Origin of the sequence: Priestia sp. FSL P4-0332 (assembly GCF_038005845.1) — a bacterium.
GTDB lineage: Bacteria > Bacillota > Bacilli > Bacillales > Bacillaceae_H > Priestia.
Map to the genome: position 1 here is coordinate 4,869,467 of NZ_JBBOUA010000001.1, position 21,988 is coordinate 4,891,454.

Sequence of the window (21,988 nt, forward strand, 5' to 3'; positions counted from 1 at the left end):
ATTTTTAAAAACCAACGTTCACTTTCTTGACTTTCACTTTTATTTATTTTATATTAGTTGATGTATCAAACATTGATGTATCAAATATTAATCCATCTATAAATATCATAGAAAAAGGGAGCGACTTTCTTGTCACATTCATGTTCTGAAAAAGCAAATGTTCTGTATGCTCTGCAAGAAGTTAATAAACAAATTAATCAAAAGTTTGAGCATTGTACCGGTGTTAGCCAATCACGTCTTGATATTTTACATCAGCTTTATGAAACAGGTGAAATGAGTCAAAAGGCGCTTCAACAGCAAGTAAACATTGACAATGCTGCAATTACAAGGCATTTAAAGCAGCTCGAAGAAAGAGATGTTGTATCACGCCGTAAAAACCCTGATGACAACCGCGTAACATTTGTAAAGCTTACGAAAAGCGGACATGAAAAAATCGGTGCATTTCGAAACGAAAAAGCTCGCTTTATTGATGAAGCATTTAAAGATTTCAGCGAAGAAGAACAGCTGCTGCTTTCCAAAATGCTCGAGCGTTTAAAAGTAAACATTTCGGCCATTGAACGGTCATAACATTTTTAACATAAAGGAGAGTTCATCATGACACAAACAAAAACACTAAACAATGATTTCCAAGATATTATTACAGGGCGCAGATCTATTCGTTATTACGACCCATCTGTCAAAATCAGCCGTGAAGAAATGAAAGAAATTTTAACAGAAGCGACGCTAGCTCCATCTTCTGTTAATGCACAGCCTTGGCGCTTTCTAGTAATTGATAGCCCTGAAGGAAAAGCAACATTAGCTCCGCTTGCTAAATTTAATCAATCACAAGTAGAAACATCAGCAGCTGTTATTGCGATATTCGGCGATTTAAAAAGTGAAGAAAATTTAGATGAAATTTACGATAAAGCTGTTGAACTAGGCTATATGCCACAAGAAATTAGAGACATGCAAATTCCTAAAATCAAAGCGCACTACGCAGCTGCTTCTGAAGAATTAAATAAAGAAACAGTATTAATTGACGGCGGTTTAGTATCCATGCAGTTAATGCTTGCTGCACGTGCTCACGGTTATGATACAAACGCTATTGGCGGTTATGAAAAAGATCAAATTGCCGAAGCATTCGGTTTAGACAAAGAGCGCTATGCACCGGTTATGTTACTTTCAATCGGCAAAGCAGCAAATAGCGGTTACCCGTCTGTACGTTTACCAATCGAAAAAGTAGCTCAATTTAGATAATAAAAAAAGGTGCTGTATATTCAGCACCTTTTTTTATCCTCCACTAACGGGCGGAATAAATGCGACGGTATCTCCCGTTCCAATGGTTTCTTCATCTGTTACAAACTCTTCGTTGACTGCGGTCATCGTTTGCTTCAGAGAGGACAGCTTATACGTTTCTTGCACATATTCCTTTAATTCCTTCACTGTTATATCTTGTTTATCAACTGTTACTTGTTCCACTCCAGCCTCTTCACGTATAGCAGCGAAAAATAAGACGTTAATCATTTTTACATCTCCTTCATTGGCTTTCCTTCAGGATATTCTTTCGTTTCTAACTGATCTCCAATCCATTTTGTTCCGTCTTCCCAAAATTCCTTTTTCCAAATTGGCACAATTTGCTTAATACGTTCAATAGCATACTCGTTTGCTTCATAAGCTGTTTTGCGATGCGGAGAAGAAACGGCAATAACTACTGCGACTTCTGTTATATCAAGCTTCCCGATTCGATGAGTAATAGCTGTCAAAGCATCGGGCCACTTTTCCTGAATTTCGTCACCAATTTGGCTAAGCATTTTCACTGCCATTGGCACATAGGCTTGATATTCAAGAGAGAGCGTCTTCTTGCCTTTTGTAAATTCTCTTACCGTTCCAATAAATGTCGTAATAGCTCCCGCGTCTCTTCTAGAAACTTTTTTAATTATTTCATCTACGGCAATTGGCTGATTTACTACTTCAAATAAGTGCTGGTTCATCTTCTTTCCCCCACTTCTTTCAATAAAAAATTAAGATAATGCTCGTCTTCTTGTAAGTGAAATATTGGATATGCTCGCTGCACTTCTTTTTTAAGCGGAACGTGGCTAATCACGCATATAATATTGGTTAGAGAGGAAAGCAGAACAAGATCTTCTTCACTTCGAATCAAGACTGCTTTTGGATAGGGTTCTTTTTTATATCCTTCAACAAAAATGACATCTGGCGAGAAAAATTGATAAAAATCAATCAGCTTTTTTAGGCTCCAGTCTTTACTATCTGCCGTAAGCTGAAGGATTCCACCTCCCTCTACACCTGCCACATTGGCACCTGCTTGCTGGTGGCGATGACTGTCTTTTAGCTCACTGCTGCTGTCTGGAGGTCCGCCGTGTCCATGGTGCTTAATAGAACCTACACATAGATTGAATTGTTTCGCTCTTTTAATTAGCTTTTCCACTAAAGTAGTTTTTCCGCTGTTTTGAAATCCAACTACTTGTAAAACGGTACAACAAGCTACCAAGGCCATTCACTTCCCCGCACGTCATCTAGCAATAAGACGTCAACCAGCATTCCTTCTTTGTATCCTCTCGTCCCTCCAGGAAATATAATTAACGTATCCGCATGAGCTAAAGAAGAAACAGCACTAGATTTTGTAAAGCTTAATGGAGAAGCAATCAGCTGTCCTTCCCTGTATGAAAGCCTCCCAGATACAAATCGCATAAAAGGATTTGGCTTTAAGAAGTCCTTTCCTAACAAAGCTTTTTCTTTCCGAAGATGAGGGGTTCTTTTACCCGCATATGTACTGATTACCGGACGAGCCAGAAGTTCAAAACCGACATAGCACGCTGTGGGATTTCCCGAGAGGCCAAATAAAAGCTTTTCTTCCATACGAGCAACCGTTGTTACACTGCCTGGTCTCATCGCTATTTTATTAAAAAGAACTTCGGCTTGTAATTGTTTATACACATCTGGTAGATAATCATAGTCTCCTACTGAAACGCCGCCCGTTGTAATCAGCATGTCCACTTCTGATAGTGCAGCTTTTACCGCATTGTAGCACTGACTTAAATCATCAGGCATAATACCAAAATAGTTCACTTCGCCTCCAGCTTTTTCAATTTGCGCACGCAGCATATGAGCATTGCTATTACGAATTTTGCCCCGTTCAACAGGATCACTCACTTCCACTAGTTCACTTCCAGTTGCAAGTAATCCAACTACAGGTTTTTTGAAGACAGCTACGTTACTATAGCCAAATGTGGCTAAAAGAGCAGCTACTCCCGGAGTGATATACGTTCCTTTCGAAGCTAACACAGTTCCTTTTGTTGTTTCTTCTCCTTGAAAAGAAATGTTATCTCCGCTGTTAAACGAACGCTTGATTTGAACGATCGGCTGATTGTCTTTTGTATATTCTTTTGTTACTTCAAGCATGGCAACCGCATCGCAGCCTTTGGGAATAGGAGCTCCTGTCATAATACGCACAGCCTGCATCGCGCTGACTGTATGTTCAAAAACAGAACCTGCTCCTATTTCTCCTCGAACAGCCAGTTCTACTGGATGAAGTGATGATGCTTCTTTCGTATCTTGCGACCGAACGGCAAAACCATCATATGGAGAACGATCAAAAGCAGGAATATCATGATCTGCTATTAAATCTTCAGCTAAAAATCTGCCGTGAGCTTCTTCAAGCGCAATGATTTCTTGCTTTCTGTTTTTTGCATACGGCATCACTCGTCCAACGCATTCTCCGACAGGAATAGGAGTTCGCTTTTCTCTCATTCTTTTCATTCTTTTCACTCCTTTACTCATCCTAGTAAACGATAATATAAGCTTCTCGCAAATTGAATATCATTCGTTCCATGAATAAATACACGGCCATCTTGAAAAATTACAAAGCGCTGCTCTGGAAGCTGACATGACAGAAGATATGGATTGCGGTCCACTTTCCCCTGTTTTTTTAACCGTTTTTCCAATTCATCGAAGTTGTACAAATGGCGCTGCGAGGGTCTGATTTGAACCGTCTCTCTGCCGCACAGAACTTCTGTTTTAAGCTGATTTTCATACGCTAAGTACGGATATGTTTGGGTCGATCCGCAAGAAGAACATTTATCACTTTTCATTTTGCCCGTCTTAAATTCAGCATGCTGATTATTCCAGACGTCAAAGGTTAGAAATGTGTGGCGCAAAGCTTCAACATCTTCGACTAAAATTTTTAATGCTTCGGTTATTTGATAGGCTGCCACAATTTGAACAGCGGGACTAATGATTCCTGCTGTCTCACAGGTTGCTCCTCCGACAGGCACTTTTTTCAATATGCAGTGCAGACAAGGGGTTACATTTGGGATAACGGTATAAGTGGCGCCATAACTCCCTACACATGAGCCGTATATCCATGGAACTTCATACTTATGTGACAAATCATTTAAAATAAAACGGATGTCGAAGTTGTCTGTCGCATCGATGATTACATCAGCTGTTTGGACGATACTTTCTAAATTAGCAGGCTGAGCATCCATCACCAGCGCTTCAATCTTCACTTCCGTATTTATTTGACGCAGACGATTTTTTGCTGCTACAGCTTTAGGTAGTTTGTTTTGCGCATCTTGTTCTGTATAAAGCTGCTGACGCTGTAGATTACTCCATTCTACATAATCACGATCTACAAGAGTCAATTTTCCAATTCCAGCACGCACGAGGGCTTCTGCGCTAGCGCTGCCTAGAGCCCCTGCACCTACAACTAAAACATGCTTACTTCTAATTTGCTGCTGCCCTTTGTTTCCAACGGGCTGGAAAAGCTGCTGACGTGAATAACGTTCTGTCACTCTTTTCTCTTCCTTTCTCATTCAATCTCTGACTTCACTATCTATTCCTTCGTCAAAGATATTTCTTTAAAAACATGCTATTATACACATAAAGCTACGCTGCTTTACGGAGGCTTTTTTGCATAAATATACAAATATGTTTTGATGGAGGTATTTAATAAATGTCCATTGCCGGCATTGTATTAGCAGGAGGAAAATCTTCTCGCTACGGTCAACCAAAAATGTTTGAAACCTATAACAAGAAATCATTTTACGAATATAGTATAGATGCACTAAAAGAAAATCACGTCACACCTATACTTGTGTCTACCAACCAAGATTTACTCCCTTATTTTCAAAGAAAGGATGTTGCATTTGCAGCTGAAAAATGCCCGTATCAAGGTCCTTTGTATGCAATTCATCACGCTTTAACTGCGATCGATTGTTGCGCTGAATGGTTCTTTATTCTTTCTTGCGATATTCCTTTTATTAATGCTGAGTTTGTTCATCACATGATCACACTGACTCAAACGGACTCACCTGACATTGTTCTTCCTGTTCAGCCTGATCACATTCACCCGCTTCTAGCACTCTATCACCGTAGAACGCTTCCTCTTATTGAACAACTCGTTACACAAGGTGAAAGAAGGCTTACGCAATTGTTGAATCAGACAAACGTCCTTCGCGTGCCTTTTTCAGCAGAAGATCCCACTTTTATAAATGTGAATCATCGCAGTGATTGGCATGTATAAAGCTTTTTTGAATTATCCACCAATATGAGACATTTCCACTTTTTCAGCGTCTTGGACCTGTCTTCCATTAGCTCGTTCGTCTGAGTACCGATCTTTCCGATGATTCCAGATATCAGAAATGGTGTCACAAACAGTATGATCAGAGGCTTCTGACCGTATCAGTGTGCGGAGGTCATATCCTTTTGACGCGAACAAACAGGTATAGAGCTTTCCTTCAGCCGATACTCTTGCGCGTGAACAAGTGGAACAGAATGAATCTGTGACAGATGAAATGATACCAATTTCCTCTTCTGTCCCGACGTATCGATACCTGGTGGCTACTTCTCCCGTATAATGAGGTGGAATTTCTTCAAGAGGCATTTCTTTTCCAACTATATCAAGAATTTGTTTCTTTGTTATAACCTCATCCATTTTCCATCCGTTTGAATTTCCCACATCCATATATTCAATAAAACGCAGCGTATGTTTTTTGTCTTTAAAATATTGAGCCATCCGAAGAATATCCTGCTCATTCTTGCCTTTTTGGACAACCATGTTTATTTTGACTGAAATCCCTGCAAGAGCTGCTGCTTCTATTCCTTCTAATACTCGTTTTACGCTTCCTCGGTTTCCATTCAACTCTTGAAATCTCACTTCATCAAGCGAGTCTAAGCTAACGGTTACTCTTGATAATCCCGCTTTTGATAAGGCTTCTGCATGCTTCTTTAACAGTGAGCCGTTTGTTGTTATGGCAATATCATCTATACCCTCAATTTGCTTCAGACGATTGATTAGATCTGGCAAGCCTTTTCTTAGCAGCGGCTCTCCTCCCGTTATACGCACTTTTTTTACTCCTAGCAATGCAAATAATCTAGTGAGTCTCTCTAATTCATCAAACGAAAGAATGTTTTCGGCAGGTAAAAATGGATAGTCTGCCCCAAAAATTTCTTCAGGCATACAATATCGACAGCGAAAGTTACAGCGATCTGTTACTGACAAACGCAAGTCTCGTAAAGGACGCTTTAAAGTATCAACTATAGCGTATGACATCTGCTTCATCTCTCCTCTCTCTAGCTGTCAGCTTCTCCACAGCAGATTAACTCTCTCTTAAAATTCTTTCCGGGCATGTATAAATATTCAACGAATCATTTCGAATAAACCCTACCGTTGTAATTCCCAATTCTTCTGCTAGATTTAAAGCAAGTTCAGTCGGGGCAGATTTTGAAAGAACCACTTCACACCCGATCTTCGCTACTTTCAACAAAATTTCTGAAGAAATACGGCCGCTGAAAACGACTACTTTATCTCTAATTGAAATATGGTGTTTTAAGCAATACCCGTATAGTTTATCTAGAGCATTATGCCTACCAATGTCCATTCTGCTAAGCATAAAGCCATTTTTATCACAAATAGCAGCGTTATGAACGCCACCCGTTTCTTGAAACGTAGCAGCAGATTGCTGCAGCTTATTCATCAATTGAAAACAATCCTTAATTGAAAGTTCTACCGATATACCGTTCATTTTTTTAGCAGTCAGCGCATCATTTATAAAGACAAACCCTTGTCTGCTCGCCCCGCAGCAAGACGTGATATATCGTTTATTTTGAAGGTTTTGAAAATACGGGTTTAATTTATCTATTGTAACATGAACATACCCTTCCTTTTCTTGAACCCATATGTTTTTAATGTCTGTGTATGCTCGAATAACCCCTTCAGATGCTAAATAGCCAATTACCATATCTTCAATGTATTGTGGGCTACATACCATCGTGACAAACTCTTCTTCATTAATTTTCACAGTCACAGGAAACTCCGTTACAATTTTATCTTCCACGCTTTCCATTTGACCATTTTTAAATCTAAGAACTGTACGCTTCTTAACGGTCGAGTTCATGTGATGTCTCCTTTTTTAAATAATGTTTTTATCAAAAACGAATACGGAAACCGCTATATTTTCTTTTATTTTCATATCTGAAAATAAATTAACCAACTTTGCTCCTACCAATTCTTCTAGCCCTTCCGGCGGATTCGATGCATATACATCTTGGATCATTTTTGTTCGAGCTAGATGAACCATGTCACATCCTTCAGAAGTGCTTGCAATAAATGTTTCTGTCGGAGTTAAATTTCCATACAGTGTTGAGACAGCCATATTTTCAACAAAAACCGTATGTATTCTTTCCGGTCCTTTTCCAAATAAATCTTTTCGAAGCTTCCGAATAATATCATTAAATTCATGAATAGTTTTTGACATAATCAACGCTCTCCCACCGATTAAAATTAAATTGTGCATTTTATTCCTACAGTTTTTTTATCATAAATCAACACTTCAAAAAATAAAAGCCTAAAATCTTTGCAGCAAAACTTTTGAAGAGAGTTGGGTATTTAAAAAAGTTGTGCATTTAAAAACGTAGCGATATAATTATAAATAACCGAGATGGAATAATAATAATAATAATGAATTGTTATTACTCTATCACTTTTTCTTAACGATATAAATGGGCCGGATTGGCATATTAGTAAGACCTGCTAGTAAACTATTCCACCATGATTGCACTTCCCTTATTTAATTAGGCGTGTGTATTCATGGTGGTTTTTTGTTTTTATATAAAGGAGGAAAACAAATGAGTCGTGAAACCATCACTGTTCATATAAATGGCAACGAATACAAGGCAGCTTCAGGCTCTACCATACTCGAAATTATTAACCAGCAAAGCATTGAGCACCCTCAGATTTGTTATGTGCCTGAAGTAGACCCTATTCAAACTTGTGACACATGTATCGTTGAAATGAATGGCGAGTTAGTTCGTTCTTGTTCTACAAAAGCTGAAAACGGCATGAAGATTGAATTACAATCAGCACCCGCAAAAGCGGCACAGACGGAAGCAATGGATCGTTTATTAGAGAATCATTTGCTATACTGCACCGTTTGCGATAATAACAACGGAAACTGTAAATTACATAACACGGCTGAAATGATGGAGATTGAACATCAAAAATACCCCTATACGCCAAAGGCCTCAGAGAATGAAGTCGATATGTCTCATCCGTTCTACCGTTATGACCCTAATCAATGCATTGCTTGTGGACAATGCGTAGAGGTTTGTCAAAATCTTCAAGTTAATGAAACACTCTCTATCGACTGGGAAGCGAAACGTCCCCGCGTTCTCTGGGATGACGGTGTAGCAATCAATGAATCTTCTTGTGTGAGCTGCGGTCAATGTGTAACCGTATGCCCTTGTAATGCCTTAATGGAAAAATCCATGCTTGGAGAAGCTGGATTTATGACTGGACTTCCAAAAGACGTTTTAAACCCAATGATTGATTTAGTTAAAGAAGTAGAACCTGGATACAGCGGAATTTTTGCTGTTTCAGAAGTGGAAGCCGCTATGCGCGAAACACGCACGAAAAAAACAAAAACTGTCTGTACATTTTGCGGAGTTGGATGTTCATTTGAAGTATGGACAAAAGGCCGTGAAATCCTTAAAGTTCAGCCTAGCTCTGATGCTCCCGCAAATGCTATTTCAACCTGTGTGAAAGGAAAATTCGGCTGGGATTTTGTAAACTCTGAAAAACGTATTACTAAGCCTTTAATCCGAAAAAATGGCGCATTTGTAGAGTCGTCATGGGAAGAAGCCCTCGACTTAGTAGCAAGCAGGTTAAGCTCTATTAATCAGCAGTATGGACATGGATCAGTTGGTTTTATTTCTTCTTCTAAGATTACAAACGAAGAAAACTATGTTATTCAAAAGCTGGCTCGCCAAATGTTTGAAACAAATGACGTAGACAACTGCTCTCGCTATTGTCAGTCTCCTGCAACTGATGGATTATTTCGAACAGTGGGAATGGGAGGCGATGCCGGCACGATAAAAGACATCGCAAAAGCTGGACTGGTTATCATCGTTGGAGCTAACCCTGCTGAAGGTCACCCTGTATTAGCAACTCGTATCAAACGCGCGCATAAGCTTCATGACCAAAAACTAATTGTCGCAGATTTGCGCAAAAACGAAATGGCTGAACGCTCTGACATTTTTATCAGTCCAAAACAAGGTACGGACCAAGTATGGCTAATGGCTGTAACAAAATACATGATTGACCAAGGATGGCACAATGAAAAATTCATCCAAGAAAACGTCAACTATTTTGAAGACTTTCACTCTTTGCTTGAAAAGTACACGCTTGAATATGCTGAACAAATTACGGGTATTCCAGCAGCAACGCTCATTCAAATAGCTGAAATGATTCGAGACGCCGATGGAACCTGTGTGCTGTGGGGCATGGGCGTAACGCAAAATACGGGAGGCTCTGATACATCAGCGGCTATCTCAAACCTGTTGCTTGCTACTGGAAACTATCGACGCCCTGGAGCAGGCGCTTATCCGCTCCGAGGCCACAATAACGTCCAAGGAGCATGTGATATGGGAACTCTTCCGGCTTGGCTTCCAGGCTATCAGCACGTCACAGACTCAGTCGCCCGGGCGAAATTTGAAAAAGCATACGGTGTAAAAATTAAAGATAAGCCAGGGCTTGATAATATTCAAATGCTGCATTCAATTGATGAAGGAAAAATGAAGGCCATGTACCTTGTCGGAGAAGATATGGCTCTTGTTGATTCAAATGCTAACCACGTGCATGAAATATTATCAAATTTAGATTTTTTTGTCGTCCAAGACATTTTCCTTTCGAGAACGGCTCAATATGCTGATGTTGTACTTCCTGCTGTTCCTTCTCTTGAAAAAGACGGAACGTTTACCAATACAGAGCGACGTGTCCAAAGATTATATCAAGCATTACCAACGCTCGGTGATTCAAAGCCGGATTGGTGGATTGTTCAAGAGATTGCCAACCGCTTAGGGGCGAACTGGACGTATGCACATCCTGGTGATATCTTTGCAGAAATGGCTAGTCTATCCCCCCTATTCAGCCAAGCCAGCTACGAAAACCTTGAAGGCTGGAATAGCTTCTTATGGGGGAGCTTAGAGGGGAAAAGCACGCCGTTACTTTACGTCGATGGGTTTAATTTCCCAGATAAAAAAGCGCGCTTTGCTTTATCACATTGGGTACTTCCTGCCGAATTCCCAGAAGAATATGATCTACACATTAATAATGGAAGAATGTTAGAACATTTTCATGAAGGGAATATGACCAATAAATCGAGCGGCATCCAATCAAAAGTACCGGAAGTATTTGTAGAAATTTCACCTCAGCTTGCCAAGGAGCGTGAAATTGAAGAAGGTTCGCTTGTCAGATTAATCTCACCGTTTGGAACAGTAAAAGTACAGGCATTAATTACAGAGCGAGTAAAAGCGAATGAGCTGTATCTTCCAATGCACTCTGTTCATAAAGATTCGGCTATTAACTTCTTGACGGGACCTGCAGTCGACCAACGAACAAATACGCCGGCTTACAAACAAACAAAAGTACGGATGGAAGTATTAAGTAAAGGTGGAGAAACGCCTTTACCGTCTACAAATCCGCGTAACAAAAAACGTCATCCTCAAAATGGGGTCGAGGTTCAGCGTAAATGGAACCGTCCTGGCTACGTCCATTTAACAAGTAAATAGGAGGAGAAAAGATGGCACAACCTATTACAGAAATTAAGAAACCTCTTCTAAGCGAGGAAGAAGAAAAACAACAAAAATTAGAAGATTTAACTTCTCTGCTGGCAGATAATGAAGAAGCGTTGAACCGTATTCTCGGTATTGTTGGCGAACTTAACGACATGGGTGTTCTTGAAGCTGCTGATTCAATGATTCAAGCGAAAGAAAAAATCTCAAAAATTGCGCTTCATCAAATTTCCAGAGAACCGGTAACTAATTTAATTAATACTCTTATGGGTGCAAGCAGCGGTTTGATGAAGGCAGATCCAGAGGTAACTGCTAAACTTGTAAATAGCGCAACAGCTGGTATGAACGAAGCGAATGAGTATGTAAAAACAGGAAAAAAAGTAAGTGCATTAGCTCTTATAAAAGCGCTAAACGATCCAGATGTCAATCGTGCAATTGGATTTGGGCTTCACTTTTTAAAAGGAATGGGCAAAGCGTTGGAAGAATAAATGAAGCAGCGACTTGAAAGTTTTCCCCCTTTCAAGTCGCTGTTTTCTTTTTAGGAAGTCAAATTTTAAATGAACGTGATATAGTTATACTAAATTGCTTTACTACAACTAACTGAGGTGACACGATGCAACAATACTTTAAACCCTTATTCGCACTATTATTTTTAATTATGTTTACTGCTGCTTGTTCGAACGAAACAAATACCGATCAATCCGCAGCTCAGCACAAAAACATCAGCTTAACGATATCCGCTGCGGCCAGCTTAAAAGATGCGCTCACTGATATTCAAAAGCAATATGAAAAAAAGCATCCAAATATAGACTTGAAATTTAATTTTGGAGCTTCAGGCTCGCTGCAACAGCAAATTACAAACGGCGCACCTGTTGATTTATTTTTTTCAGCAGCAGAAGACAAGTTTGATGCACTAGTAAAAGCAGGAGCTATCTCCAAGGAGAATGGTACTGACTTGGTTGGCAATGACCTTGTGCTTATCGTGCCAAAGAATAATACGTCTGCTATCACAAATTTTGAAGATCTATCAAAGCCGGCTGTTCAAAAAATTGCACTTGGAATACCAGAATCCGTTCCTGCCGGACAGTATGCGAAGGAGACTTTTGAACACATGAACCTTTGGAAAAACATTGAGCCAAAAACCGTCTATGCGAAAGACGTACGCCAGGTGCTTTCCTATGTGGAGACAGGAAACGTTGAAGCTGGGGTGGTTTATAAAACCGATGCCTTGATTTCAAAAAAGGTGAAGATTGTCTCTACTGCAGATAATAGCACTCACAAACCAATTGTATATCCTGTAGGCGTTATTAAGGATTCGAAACATCCACAAGAAGCAAAAGCTTTTTATCAATTTTTACAAAGTAAGACAGCTCTTGACACTTTAAAGAAATACGGTTTCACTGCACATTGAGGCCGCTATGATTCAAGAATTTTTATCTCCTCTTCAGCTATCGCTTAAAATCGCATTAGTAGCAGGATTTGTCGTTATTATTTTAGGCACTGTTATAGGAAAACTGTTATCCAGGAAACACTTTAAGGGAAAAGTGATGATTGAAACCGCGTTAATGCTCCCGTTGGTGCTCCCTCCGTCCGTTGTTGGATTTTTATTGATTGTCATATTCGGGAAACACAGCCTGCTCGGCCGGGCAATTGAATGGGTCTTTCAACAACCTGTTATTTTCACATGGTGGGCAGCTGTTATTGCATCCGTTGTCGTTGCGTTTCCGCTTATGTATCAATCTGCCAAAACAGGCTTTCAAGGCGTAGATTACGAAATTGAAGACGCAGCTCGAGTAGATGGTGCAAGCGAATGGAAAGTCTTTTTCTTTATTTCCATCCCTTTAGCTTCTAAAGCCATCGTAACAGGAGGAGTGCTAAGTCTGGCAAGAGCACTCGGAGAGTTTGGAGCCACTTTGATGTTTGCTGGCAATATTCCAGGTGAAACTCAAACTGTGCCTACCGCTATCTACGTAGCGATTGACTCTGGAAACATGAATCTCGCTTGGCTATGGGTTATTTCAATCGTCTTTCTTTCCTTTCTTATGCTGCTTTTTGTTCAGCTTAAACAAAAGTAAAAGGATGTCTCTTTGTGTAAGAGGCATCCTTTTTACATACATCATAAATTAAAAAGGAGCTAATCAAATAAAGAACATACATTTGATTAACTCCTGTTATAAGTAAGGTAAGCCACCATACAATATGTATTGGTGGAGACGGTGGGAGTCGAACCCACGTCCAGAAATATCGCCACTTAAGCGTCTACGAGTGTAGTTGGCATATTGATAATTCGCGAGCTGTTCTGCCTACCAACAGGCGTCCCAGTCGCTAGTCTGATTATTCTCTTCCTTCGTCCTCAGACGGCGAACTCCGGCGTAGCCCACTTAAAGTGAGTCCCTTACCCTACCACATGGGCGATGGAGGGAGGAACCGCTAAGCTACTATTATGCAGCTAAAGCGAAGTTATTGTTAGATTTGCCAGTTATTATTGGCGTTGATGTTTTAACGAGGCCATCTCCTCGACTCGCAACCTAAGCTCGAACTACCCCTGTCGAATCCGTAACGTCCCCATATAAAAGGGAGTCGGAATGTGTAAGAAAAAATCTTACATCAGATAGCGACTTCAGTATGCAAAATGAAATCTAACTGATAACAATACTTATTATATCACAAAATGAGCATTTTGCAATTGTAAGATTTTGTAATGTCACATCTTTTGACGATCACGAAATGCTCGTTCGATATCGCGCTTCGCTTCTTTTCGCTTTAAGTCTTCACGCTTGTCATATTTCTTTTTACCCTTACCAAGCCCTAGTAAAACCTTTGCGTATCCATTTTTTAAATACACTTTTAAAGGAACTAATGAATAACCCGTTTCTTTTGAATAGCCAATTAGCTTGCTGATTTCACGCTTATGGAGCAATAGCTTTCGTGTACGCAACGGCTCATGATTGTATCGATTTCCTTGTTCGTAAGGACTAACGTGCATATTGTGTAGAAATACTTCTCCGTTTTGCACACGAGCAAAAGAGTCCTTTAAATTTACACGCCCATTACGAATTGATTTGATTTCCGTTCCTTGTAGAACAATACCCGTCTCATATGTTTCTTCAATAAAAAAGTCGTGGCGGGCTTTTTTGTTTTGTGCAATTAATTTCCCTTCACCTTTTGGCATAAAACGTTCCTTCCCTTCAGCCGTACTTACGTATATGTATGATATTATGTATCATTTTACTGTATGGAAATCTAAACAACAACTAAAACGTTTAATGGAGCTGTTTTGAAGCAGAAGGAATACCCTTCTGCTTCACTGCTGTCGATTTCGATTATTTACGCTTTTTCTTTTTGCGCTTAACATTTGGGGCACCCTCGAAGAATCTCTTTTTCTTTTTCTTCTTTGGCTTTTGAGTAGACCACTCTTCATTTTTGCTTCGGCTGCCCTCGCGACCTTTTCCTTTATCATCTTTGCGTGACTTTTGTTTTGCTTTAATCACTTTAGGACGGTCTTTAGATAAGCGTTTGCGGCTTTCTTTCATTCCTACAATAATAAAGTCAACTGAACGCTCGTCTTTATTCACATCGGCGACTTTCACTTCAATTTCGTCTCCAATTCGGAAGACATTGCCCGTTTTTTCTCCAATCATCGCATAGTGACGTTCGTCGTAACGATAATAGTCATCTGTTAAGTCACTGACGTGAACTAAACCTTCAATCGTATTTTCTAGCTCCACGAACATTCCAAAGTTAGTAACAGAGCTAATAATACCATTAAATACTTCCCCAACTTTATCAGCCATAAACTCAGCTTTTTTCATATCGTCCGTTTCCCGCTCAGCGTCAACTGAACGACGTTCCATATTAGAAGAATGCTCAGCAACATCAGGCAGAAGCTCGCGCCATTTTTCTTGCGTTTGCTGATCTGTTTTTCCTTCAATTAAATACGTGCGAATGAGACGATGAACGATTAAATCCGGATAACGACGAATTGGAGACGTAAAATGCGTATAGAACTCAGCTGATAAACCAAAGTGGCCTAAACTTTCTGCCTCATATTTCGCTTGTTTCATCGAACGAAGCATAACAGTTGAAATAACCATCTCTTCAGGCGTACCTTTTACTTCTTCTAAAATATCCTGCAGCGCACGCGGATGAATATCGTTTCCTGTTCCTTTCACCGTGTAACCAAAGTTTGTAATGAACTCTAAGAAACGAGTAAGCTTCTCTGCATCTGGATCTTCATGAATACGATAAATGAACGGTACGTTCATCCAGTGAAAATGTTCTGCTACTGTTTCATTCGCCGCTAGCATAAATTCTTCGATTAGCTTTTCAGCAACCGAACGTTCACGCAAAATAACATCGTGAGGATGGCCATCATCGTCTACTAATACTTTTGCCTCTTTGAAATCAAAATCAATGGCACCGCGATCCATTCTCTTTTTACGAAGAATAGCTGCCAGCTTTTCCATACGCTCAAACATCGGAACAATTGGCTCGTAGCGTTCTAACACTTCTTCGTCTTTATCCACTAAGATTTTGTTAACGTCTGAATACGTCATTCGTTCTGTCGTTTTGATGACACTTTCAAAAATCTCATGTTTCACTACTTCACCCTGTGGATCAATTTCCATCTCACAAGAAAGCGTAAAACGGTTAACCTTTGGATTTAATGAGCAAATTCCATTAGATAAACGGTGAGGAATCATCGGAATAACTCGGTCTACTAAATAGACGCTTGTTCCGCGCTCTGCTGCTTCTACATCAATCGGAGAACCTTCTTTAACGTAGTGACTTACATCTGCAATATGGACGCCTAATTTGTAGTTTCCATTTTCAAGCTCTGTAACCGTTACGGCGTCATCCAAATCTTTTGCATCTGCTCCGTCAATGGTTACAATAACTTGATCACGAAGATCGCGGCGGTTGCCGATATCTTTTTCGTCAATCGTTTCAGGTGTATCAATTGCTTGTGTTAAAGCATCAGCAGGAAATTCTTGAGGAAGACCGTGCTTATGGATAACAGAAATGATATCGATCCCCGGATCGTTTTTATGTCCAAGAATTTGAACAACTTTTCCTTCTGCGTTCATGCGGCCTTCCGGATAGGTTGTCAGTTCTACTACTACTTTATGGCCTTCAACTGCACCGTTTCTTGCTGCTTTGGGAATAAAGATATCACCTGCAATTTTTTTGTCATCCGCAATCACAAAGCCAAAATTTTTGCTTTGCGTATACGTACCTACAATTTGCTGGGTACCTCGTTCTAAGATTTTTACAATGGTTCCTTCACGACGAGCACCTGATGATTCTGATGACACTCTTGCAAGCACAATATCTCCGTGCATAGCATTGTTTGTTTCAGTAGGGGGAATAAATACATCACCCGCATCTTTTTCTTCAGGAACTACGAATGCAAACCCTTTTGCATGTCCGCTTACTTTCCCTTTGACAAAATTCATTTGTTCCGGCAGCCCGTAGCGATCGTTTCTTGCTCGGATAATTAAACCCTTCTCTTCCATAATAACAAGTGCCTTCACAAACTCTTTGAATGACTCTGCATCCTCAGTATTAAATTCTTTTGCAAGCTCTTGGACAGTCAAAGGTTTGTAATTATCCCTTTTTATAAAATCCAATATTTCATTTATATAGGGCTGATTTTCTTCTTTCACATCATGTCCCTCCTTTTTCTTTATTCGTATTATCTCTATCACCAATCAAGTGATTCCAAAAATGCATATACATCCTCGTGAAGCTGATCACGCTCTTTATCAAAGGTAATGGTATGACCAGATTCTTCGTACCATTTTATATCTTTTGTAGGAGACTCGACGCTATTATAAATAATATTGGCGCTGTCTGTATTAATCATATGATCATGACGACCTTGTACAACAAATGTCGGTGCATAAATCATATCAACTGAATTTCGCACTTCAGCGATTAATTCCTGTAAAGACTTTAATGTGTTCATTGGTGTTTGCTTGAACTCTTCCATTTCTTGTTCAATCTGTTCAGACGATTTACCTTCACGCTTTTTATATTCGCGTGCATACGCTAAAACACCTTCATACATGACTTCTTCACTCTTTATATACATAGGGGCGCACATAGGCACAATACCCTTTATAGGTACAGTGTAACCTAATTTCAGTGAAAATACGCCACCTAGTGAAAGACCTACAGCGGCAATACTTTCATGACCTTTGCTTTTCAAAAACTCATAGCCGTCCATGACATCTTTCCACCAATCTTTTGGACCAGTATGAACAAGTTCTTCAGGCGCTACGCCATGTCCTTTGTAATGAGGTGCGTGGCATGTGTATCCTTTTTTCTCTAAAAAACGACCTAACATACGAACGTCAGCAGAATTTCCGGTAAAACCATGAAGTAATAAAACAGCTTTTTCGCCGCCTTCAAATGTAAATGGCTTTGGTTGTGCAATTTTCATATATCATTTAACTCCTTTTAGTTATAATATCTGCAGTCCTAATAGAAAAAAACATGTATTTATGTGACGGCCATCACATAACAAGAGATGTGGCCATCAACTTTTACGCTTTTATACTATATTTAGTACTTTTTTCTAAAGCTATATTATATCATTACTTAAAAATGAAATTAAAGTATTCAACACACCCATTAAAAAACCACCTAATACATAAGTTGGTATACACCAAGTACATATGCATTAGGTGGCAGTCTATCCAGTAACATATTAAAGTTTGAAATAAGATACAGCAAGTGTTAATACAAAGAATAGGATAGATAACACTACTGTCAAACGGTGTAAAACTAAGTCAATTCCACGTGCTTTTTGTTTCCCAAATAACGTTTCAGCTCCACCGGAAATAGCTCCAGATAATCCAGTAGTTTTACTTGATTGTAAAACGACCACAACAATCAAAGCAATTGAAACAATCACTAGCAAAGTAATCAGCAATGTATGCACTAAGACACACCTCCTACACCAAGTAATAGTCAATCAGCGGGGTTTCTTCATCCCTTCTGATTGGCATTACCGGGGATAAAGTACGCGCACTACGCTAAGGTTAATTTATCATAAAAAACCCTCTCGTACAAGTAATGGCAGTTAAATACAACGGATTTTAACGTAAAAAAAACGGATGACAATCGTCATCCGTTTTTTTTACTTTCAACTTATTTTTTTAAGTTGTAGAAAGATTTAGCGCCATCGTATACAGCTAGAACACCTAGCTCGTCTTCGATGCGTAGTAATTGGTTGTATTTCGCAATACGATCTGTACGGCTCATAGAACCAGTTTTGATTTGACCAGCGTTTGTTGCAACAGCGATATCAGCGATTGTTGCATCTTCAGTTTCACCAGAACGGTGAGAAACTACTGCTGTGTAACCAGCACGTTTAGCCATTTCGATAGCTTCGAACGTTTCAGTTAATGTACCGATTTGGTTAACTTTGATAAGGATAGAGTTACCTACGCCTTGTTCGATACCTTGAGCAAGTTTTTTCGTGTTTGTTACGAATAGATCGTCACCAACAAGCTGTACTTTTCCGCCAATGCGCTCAGTTAATAGCTTGTGACCATCCCAGTCATTTTCGTCTAAACCGTCTTCGATTGAAACGATTGGGAATTCGTTAACTAACTGCTCGTAGAAATCTACCATTTCAGCAGAAGTTACGCCTGTACGGCCTTCGCCTGCTAAGTCATATTTACCAGTTTCTTTGTTGAAGAACTCAGAAGAAGCTACGTCCATACCTAATTGGATGTCTTTACCAGCTTCGTAACCAGCTTTTGTGATTGCTTCTACAATTACTTCTAATGCTTCACGGTTAGAACCTAAGTTAGGAGCGAAACCACCTTCGTCACCTACAGCTGTGTTTAAGCCTTTAGCAGATAAAACAGATTTTAACGCGTGGAATACTTCAGCACCCATACGGATTGCTTCTTTAAATGTAGGAGCTCCTACAGGTAAGATCATGAATTCTTGGAAGTCAACGTTGTTATCAGCATGAGAACCACCGTTGATGATGTTCATCATTGGAGTTGGTAATTGCTTAGCGTTGAATCCACCAAGGTAACGGTATAATGGAAGACCTACGAAATCAGCTGCTGCGTGAGCTACTGCCATAGATACACCAAGAATAGCGTTGGCACCTAATTTACCTTTGTTTTCAGTACCGTCTAACTCGATCATAAGGCGGTCGATACCGATTTGATCAGTTACGTCCATACCTACTAATTCAGGAGCGATAATTTCGTTTACGTTTTCTACTGCTTTTAATACACCTTTACCTAGGTAGCGAGATTTGTCACCATCGCGTAATTCTACTGCTTCGTATTCACCAGTAGAAGCACCACTTGGTACTAAAGCGCGTCCGAAAGCGCCTGATTCAGTATATACTTCAACTTCAACTGTTGGGTTACCGCGAGAATCTAATACTTCGCGTGCATAAATGTCAAGAATTGCTGGCATTTTAAAACTCTCCTTTATAATTAATTATTTAATTAATGTTTTACCTGTCATTTCTTTTGGCTGTGCTACGTCTAGAAGAGTAAGCATCGTAGGAGCTAGATCTCCTAGAATACCGTCTTCACGAAGCTCTAAGCCTTGTTTGGTTACGATTACTGGAACAGGATTCGTTGTATGAGCCGTCATTGGATTACCTTCAAGCGTAATCACTTCATCAGCATTACCATGGTCTGCTGTGATGATTGCTGTACCGCCTTTAGCTAAAATTGCATCTACAATTTTGCCTAAGCACTCATCTACTGTTTCAATCGCTTTTACAGTTGGTTCTAACATACCTGAATGGCCTACCATATCAGGATTTGCAAAGTTTAATAAAATAGCGTCTTGCTTATCGCCTTCGATTTCTGCAAGCAACGCGTCCGTCACTTCATAAGCACTCATCTCAGGTTTCAAGTCATATGTTGCTACTTTTGGTGAATCAATTAAGATACGTGTTTCACCAGGAAACTCTGCTTCACGTCCACCGCTCATAAAGAACGTTACGTGAGGATATTTTTCTGTCTCGGCAATACGAAGCTGCTTTAAGTTATTTTGAGATAATACTTCACCAAGCGTGTTATCCAAGTTAATTGGCTTAAAGGCTACATATCCGTCAACTGTTTCGCTGAAGTGAGTTAAACATACAAAATGTAAGTTTTTTGGATGTTTTTCACCGCGATCAAATGAACGGAAATCTTCGTTTGCGAACGTATTTGAAATTTGAATTGCGCGATCCGGACGGAAGTTGTAGAAAATAACTGCATCTTCGTCTTGAATTGTCGCAACTGGCGATCCGTCTTCTTTTGTAATAACAGAAGGTAAAACGAATTCGTCATAGATTCCATTGTCATACGAATCTTTTACGCACTCTTCAGCGCTTGTATATGATGGACCTTCGCCGTACACCATTGCGCGGTATGATTTCTCTACGCGCTCCCAGCGTTTGTCGCGGTCCATTGAGTAGTAACGTCCTGAAAGTGTTGCAATTTCACCAACGCCGTACTCTTCAATTTTTTCATTAAGTTCTTTTAAATACGTTTCAGCAGATTGAGGTGCTACGTCACGACCATCTAAGAAGCCATGAATGTAGACTTTTTCTAAGCCTTCACTCTTAGCTAGACGCAATAATGCATATAGATGTTCGATATGACTGTGTACACCGCCATCAGATAAAAGCCCGAAAAGATGAAGGTTTGTACCCTTTTCTTTCGCGTGCTTTACAGCTGCTAGAAGCGTTTCGTTTTGTTCAAACTCGCCTTCACGAATTGCTACGTTTACACGAGTTAAGCTTTGGTACACAATTCGGCCTGCGCCGATGTTTAAGTGACCTACTTCAGAGTTACCCATTTGGCCTTCTGGTAAGCCTACAGCTTCTCCAGACGCCTGAAGTGTAGCATGAGGATACTCGTTCCAGAAACGGTCGAAGTTTGGTTTTTTTGCATGTGTTACCGCATTACCTTTATCTTCATCGCGTAATGCAAAACCATCTAAGATGATTAATGCTACTGGCTTTTTACTCATTACTTACCAGCCTCCAAAAGCTGTAAGAAAGAATCTGCTTCTAAGCTTGCTCCACCTACTAAAGCTCCGTCAATGTCTGATTGAGACATATATTCTTTAATATTAGCAGGTTTTACGCTACCTCCGTATTGAATACGTACAGCATCTGCAACATCTTGAGAGAATTGTTCTGCAACAACGCTACGGATGTATGCACAAACTTCGTTTGCACCTTCAGCAGTTGAAGATTTACCTGTACCGATTGCCCAGATTGGCTCATATGCGATAACCGTTTGTTTTACTTGCTCATCAGTTAGACCAGCTAATGCTTTTTGTACTTGATTAGCTACAACTGTTTTTGTTTGATCTTGTTCGTACTCTTCGTTTGTTTCACCGCAGCAAACGATTGGTGTTAAACCGTGTTTGAATGCAGCAATTGTTTTTTGGTTTACTGTTTCGTCCGTTTCAGCAAACATTTCACGACGCTCAGAGTGTCCTAAAATGACATAGTTCACACCTAAGTCTGCTAAAGCAACAGGGCTCACTTCTCCAGTGAACGCACCGTTTTCTTCAAAGTGCATGTTTTGTGCACCAATTTTTAAGTCTGTGCCTTTAGTCGCTTCTACTAAACGATCTAAAAATAGTGCAGGTGCACATACTACTGATTCTACGCTTTCAGGAGATGGTACTGCTCCTTTTACTTCTTCAACAAAGCTAGTTGCTTCAGAAAGTACTTTGTTCATTTTCCAGTTTCCTGCAATAATTGGTTTACGCATGTATAACACCGTCCTTTGTTTATTGTGGGTTTTCCCTTCACGCGTTGGATGTCCAAGAGGGTGCTGTTAAAAGTGATTCGGTCCCTTTTATCTCTTGGTCATCCATCTTCGCTGCTTGATAATTTTTTATATTATCAGTCGTCAGGTCGGTCCTCCGT

The 21,988-nt window shown here is 39.9% G+C and carries 22 protein-coding genes and 1 other RNA gene; 7 read left to right on the forward strand and 16 right to left on the reverse strand.

Annotation, left to right across the window (positions count from 1 at the left end):
* The first annotated feature begins 129 nt into the window (after positions 1–129).
* The gene (locus MKY06_RS25590; RefSeq protein WP_013085370.1) at positions 130–567 is read left to right on the forward strand and encodes a MarR family winged helix-turn-helix transcriptional regulator; all 438 of its coding nucleotides are present in this window, start codon (positions 130–132) and stop codon (positions 565–567) included.
* Positions 568–594: 27 nt separating this feature from the next.
* Positions 595–1,236 (forward strand): nitroreductase family protein, encoded by a 642-nt coding sequence (locus tag MKY06_RS25595; RefSeq protein WP_013059680.1) that lies wholly within the window; start codon positions 595–597, stop codon positions 1,234–1,236.
* A 33-nt stretch (positions 1,237–1,269) separates the two neighbouring features.
* On the opposite strand, the gene moaD is transcribed toward MKY06_RS25595, so the two are convergent.
* Genes moaD through MKY06_RS25620 form a run of 5 tightly spaced genes read right to left on the reverse strand, consistent with a single transcriptional unit; the run spans position 1,270 to position 4,790 of the window.
* The gene (gene moaD / locus MKY06_RS25600) at positions 1,270–1,503 is read right to left on the reverse strand and encodes a molybdopterin converting factor subunit 1 (RefSeq protein ID WP_013059681.1); all 234 of its coding nucleotides are present in this window, start codon (positions 1,501–1,503) and stop codon (positions 1,270–1,272) included.
* 2 nt (positions 1,504–1,505) lie between these two features.
* The gene (locus MKY06_RS25605; protein ID WP_013059682.1) at positions 1,506–1,970 is read right to left on the reverse strand and encodes a molybdenum cofactor biosynthesis protein MoaE; all 465 of its coding nucleotides are present in this window, start codon (positions 1,968–1,970) and stop codon (positions 1,506–1,508) included.
* A complete protein-coding gene (mobB, locus tag MKY06_RS25610) occupies positions 1,967–2,494 on the reverse strand; it encodes a molybdopterin-guanine dinucleotide biosynthesis protein B (protein WP_013059683.1) in 528 nt (175 codons plus the stop codon). The genes MKY06_RS25605 and mobB overlap by 4 nt, the downstream gene beginning before the upstream one ends.
* Positions 2,482–3,747 (reverse strand): molybdopterin molybdotransferase MoeA, encoded by a 1,266-nt coding sequence (locus MKY06_RS25615; protein ID WP_013059684.1) that lies wholly within the window; start codon positions 3,745–3,747, stop codon positions 2,482–2,484. The genes mobB and MKY06_RS25615 overlap by 13 nt, the downstream gene beginning before the upstream one ends.
* 26 nt (positions 3,748–3,773) lie before the next feature.
* Positions 3,774–4,790 (reverse strand): molybdopterin-synthase adenylyltransferase MoeB, encoded by a 1,017-nt coding sequence (locus MKY06_RS25620; RefSeq protein ID WP_013059685.1) that lies wholly within the window; start codon positions 4,788–4,790, stop codon positions 3,774–3,776.
* Between the two features lie 161 nt (positions 4,791–4,951).
* Between MKY06_RS25620 and mobA the strand changes: the two genes are divergently transcribed.
* A complete protein-coding gene (mobA, locus tag MKY06_RS25625; RefSeq protein ID WP_098287160.1) occupies positions 4,952–5,521 on the forward strand; it encodes a molybdenum cofactor guanylyltransferase in 570 nt (189 codons plus the stop codon).
* Between the two features lie 12 nt (positions 5,522–5,533).
* Here the strand turns inward: mobA and moaA are convergent, their stop codons facing one another.
* From moaA to MKY06_RS25640, 3 genes are all read right to left on the reverse strand, one after another.
* Entirely contained in the window at positions 5,534–6,550 is a 1,017-nt protein-coding gene (moaA, locus tag MKY06_RS25630) for a GTP 3',8-cyclase MoaA (RefSeq protein ID WP_013059687.1), read from the reverse strand.
* 46 nt (positions 6,551–6,596) lie between these two features.
* Positions 6,597–7,343: a formate dehydrogenase accessory sulfurtransferase FdhD gene (gene fdhD / locus MKY06_RS25635; protein ID WP_371388474.1), complete on the reverse strand. Its 747-nt coding sequence runs from the start codon at positions 7,341–7,343 to the stop codon at positions 6,597–6,599.
* Between the two features lie 66 nt (positions 7,344–7,409).
* Positions 7,410–7,754, reverse strand: coding sequence for a DUF2294 domain-containing protein (locus MKY06_RS25640; protein WP_013059689.1), 345 nt, complete (start codon positions 7,752–7,754; stop codon positions 7,410–7,412).
* A gap of 370 nt (positions 7,755–8,124) precedes the next feature.
* Between MKY06_RS25640 and fdhF the strand changes: the two genes are divergently transcribed.
* From fdhF to modB, 4 genes are all read left to right on the forward strand, one after another.
* The gene (gene fdhF, locus MKY06_RS25645; RefSeq protein ID WP_029319296.1) at positions 8,125–11,064 is read left to right on the forward strand and encodes a formate dehydrogenase subunit alpha; all 2,940 of its coding nucleotides are present in this window, start codon (positions 8,125–8,127) and stop codon (positions 11,062–11,064) included.
* Positions 11,065–11,075: 11 nt separating this feature from the next.
* Positions 11,076–11,555: a DUF1641 domain-containing protein gene (locus MKY06_RS25650; RefSeq protein WP_013085382.1), complete on the forward strand. Its 480-nt coding sequence runs from the start codon at positions 11,076–11,078 to the stop codon at positions 11,553–11,555.
* Between the two features lie 125 nt (positions 11,556–11,680).
* A complete protein-coding gene (gene modA, locus MKY06_RS25655) occupies positions 11,681–12,478 on the forward strand; it encodes a molybdate ABC transporter substrate-binding protein (RefSeq protein WP_098287159.1) in 798 nt (265 codons plus the stop codon).
* Between the two features lie 7 nt (positions 12,479–12,485).
* Positions 12,486–13,142: a molybdate ABC transporter permease subunit gene (modB, locus tag MKY06_RS25660; protein WP_013059693.1), complete on the forward strand. Its 657-nt coding sequence runs from the start codon at positions 12,486–12,488 to the stop codon at positions 13,140–13,142.
* Between the two features lie 130 nt (positions 13,143–13,272).
* Here modB and ssrA read toward each other — a convergent pair.
* The 8 genes from ssrA to tpiA form a co-directional block, all read right to left on the reverse strand.
* Positions 13,273–13,634: a transfer-messenger RNA gene (gene ssrA / locus MKY06_RS25665) on the reverse strand.
* A 137-nt stretch (positions 13,635–13,771) separates the two neighbouring features.
* Positions 13,772–14,239, reverse strand: coding sequence for an SsrA-binding protein SmpB (gene smpB, locus MKY06_RS25670; RefSeq protein ID WP_013059694.1), 468 nt, complete (start codon positions 14,237–14,239; stop codon positions 13,772–13,774).
* Between the two features lie 151 nt (positions 14,240–14,390).
* Complete coding sequence (rnr, locus tag MKY06_RS25675; protein WP_098287158.1) at positions 14,391–16,733, reverse strand: ribonuclease R; 2,343 nt, start codon at positions 16,731–16,733, stop codon at positions 14,391–14,393.
* A 38-nt stretch (positions 16,734–16,771) separates the two neighbouring features.
* Entirely contained in the window at positions 16,772–17,512 is a 741-nt protein-coding gene (locus MKY06_RS25680; RefSeq protein WP_013059696.1) for an alpha/beta hydrolase, read from the reverse strand.
* Positions 17,513–17,779: 267 nt separating this feature from the next.
* On the reverse strand, positions 17,780–18,013 hold the full coding sequence (gene secG, locus MKY06_RS25685; protein WP_013059697.1) for a preprotein translocase subunit SecG: 234 nt from the start codon (positions 18,011–18,013) through the stop codon (positions 17,780–17,782).
* A 209-nt stretch (positions 18,014–18,222) separates the two neighbouring features.
* A complete protein-coding gene (eno, locus tag MKY06_RS25690) occupies positions 18,223–19,518 on the reverse strand; it encodes a phosphopyruvate hydratase (protein ID WP_013059698.1) in 1,296 nt (431 codons plus the stop codon).
* 24 nt (positions 19,519–19,542) lie between these two features.
* Positions 19,543–21,075, reverse strand: a complete 1,533-nt coding sequence (gpmI, locus tag MKY06_RS25695) for a 2,3-bisphosphoglycerate-independent phosphoglycerate mutase (RefSeq protein WP_029319301.1) — start codon at positions 21,073–21,075, stop codon at positions 19,543–19,545.
* Positions 21,075–21,830: a triose-phosphate isomerase gene (gene tpiA, locus MKY06_RS25700; protein WP_013059700.1), complete on the reverse strand. Its 756-nt coding sequence runs from the start codon at positions 21,828–21,830 to the stop codon at positions 21,075–21,077. Before tpiA ends, gpmI begins: the two co-directional genes overlap by 1 nt.
* Positions 21,831–21,988: the final 158 nt, after the last annotated feature.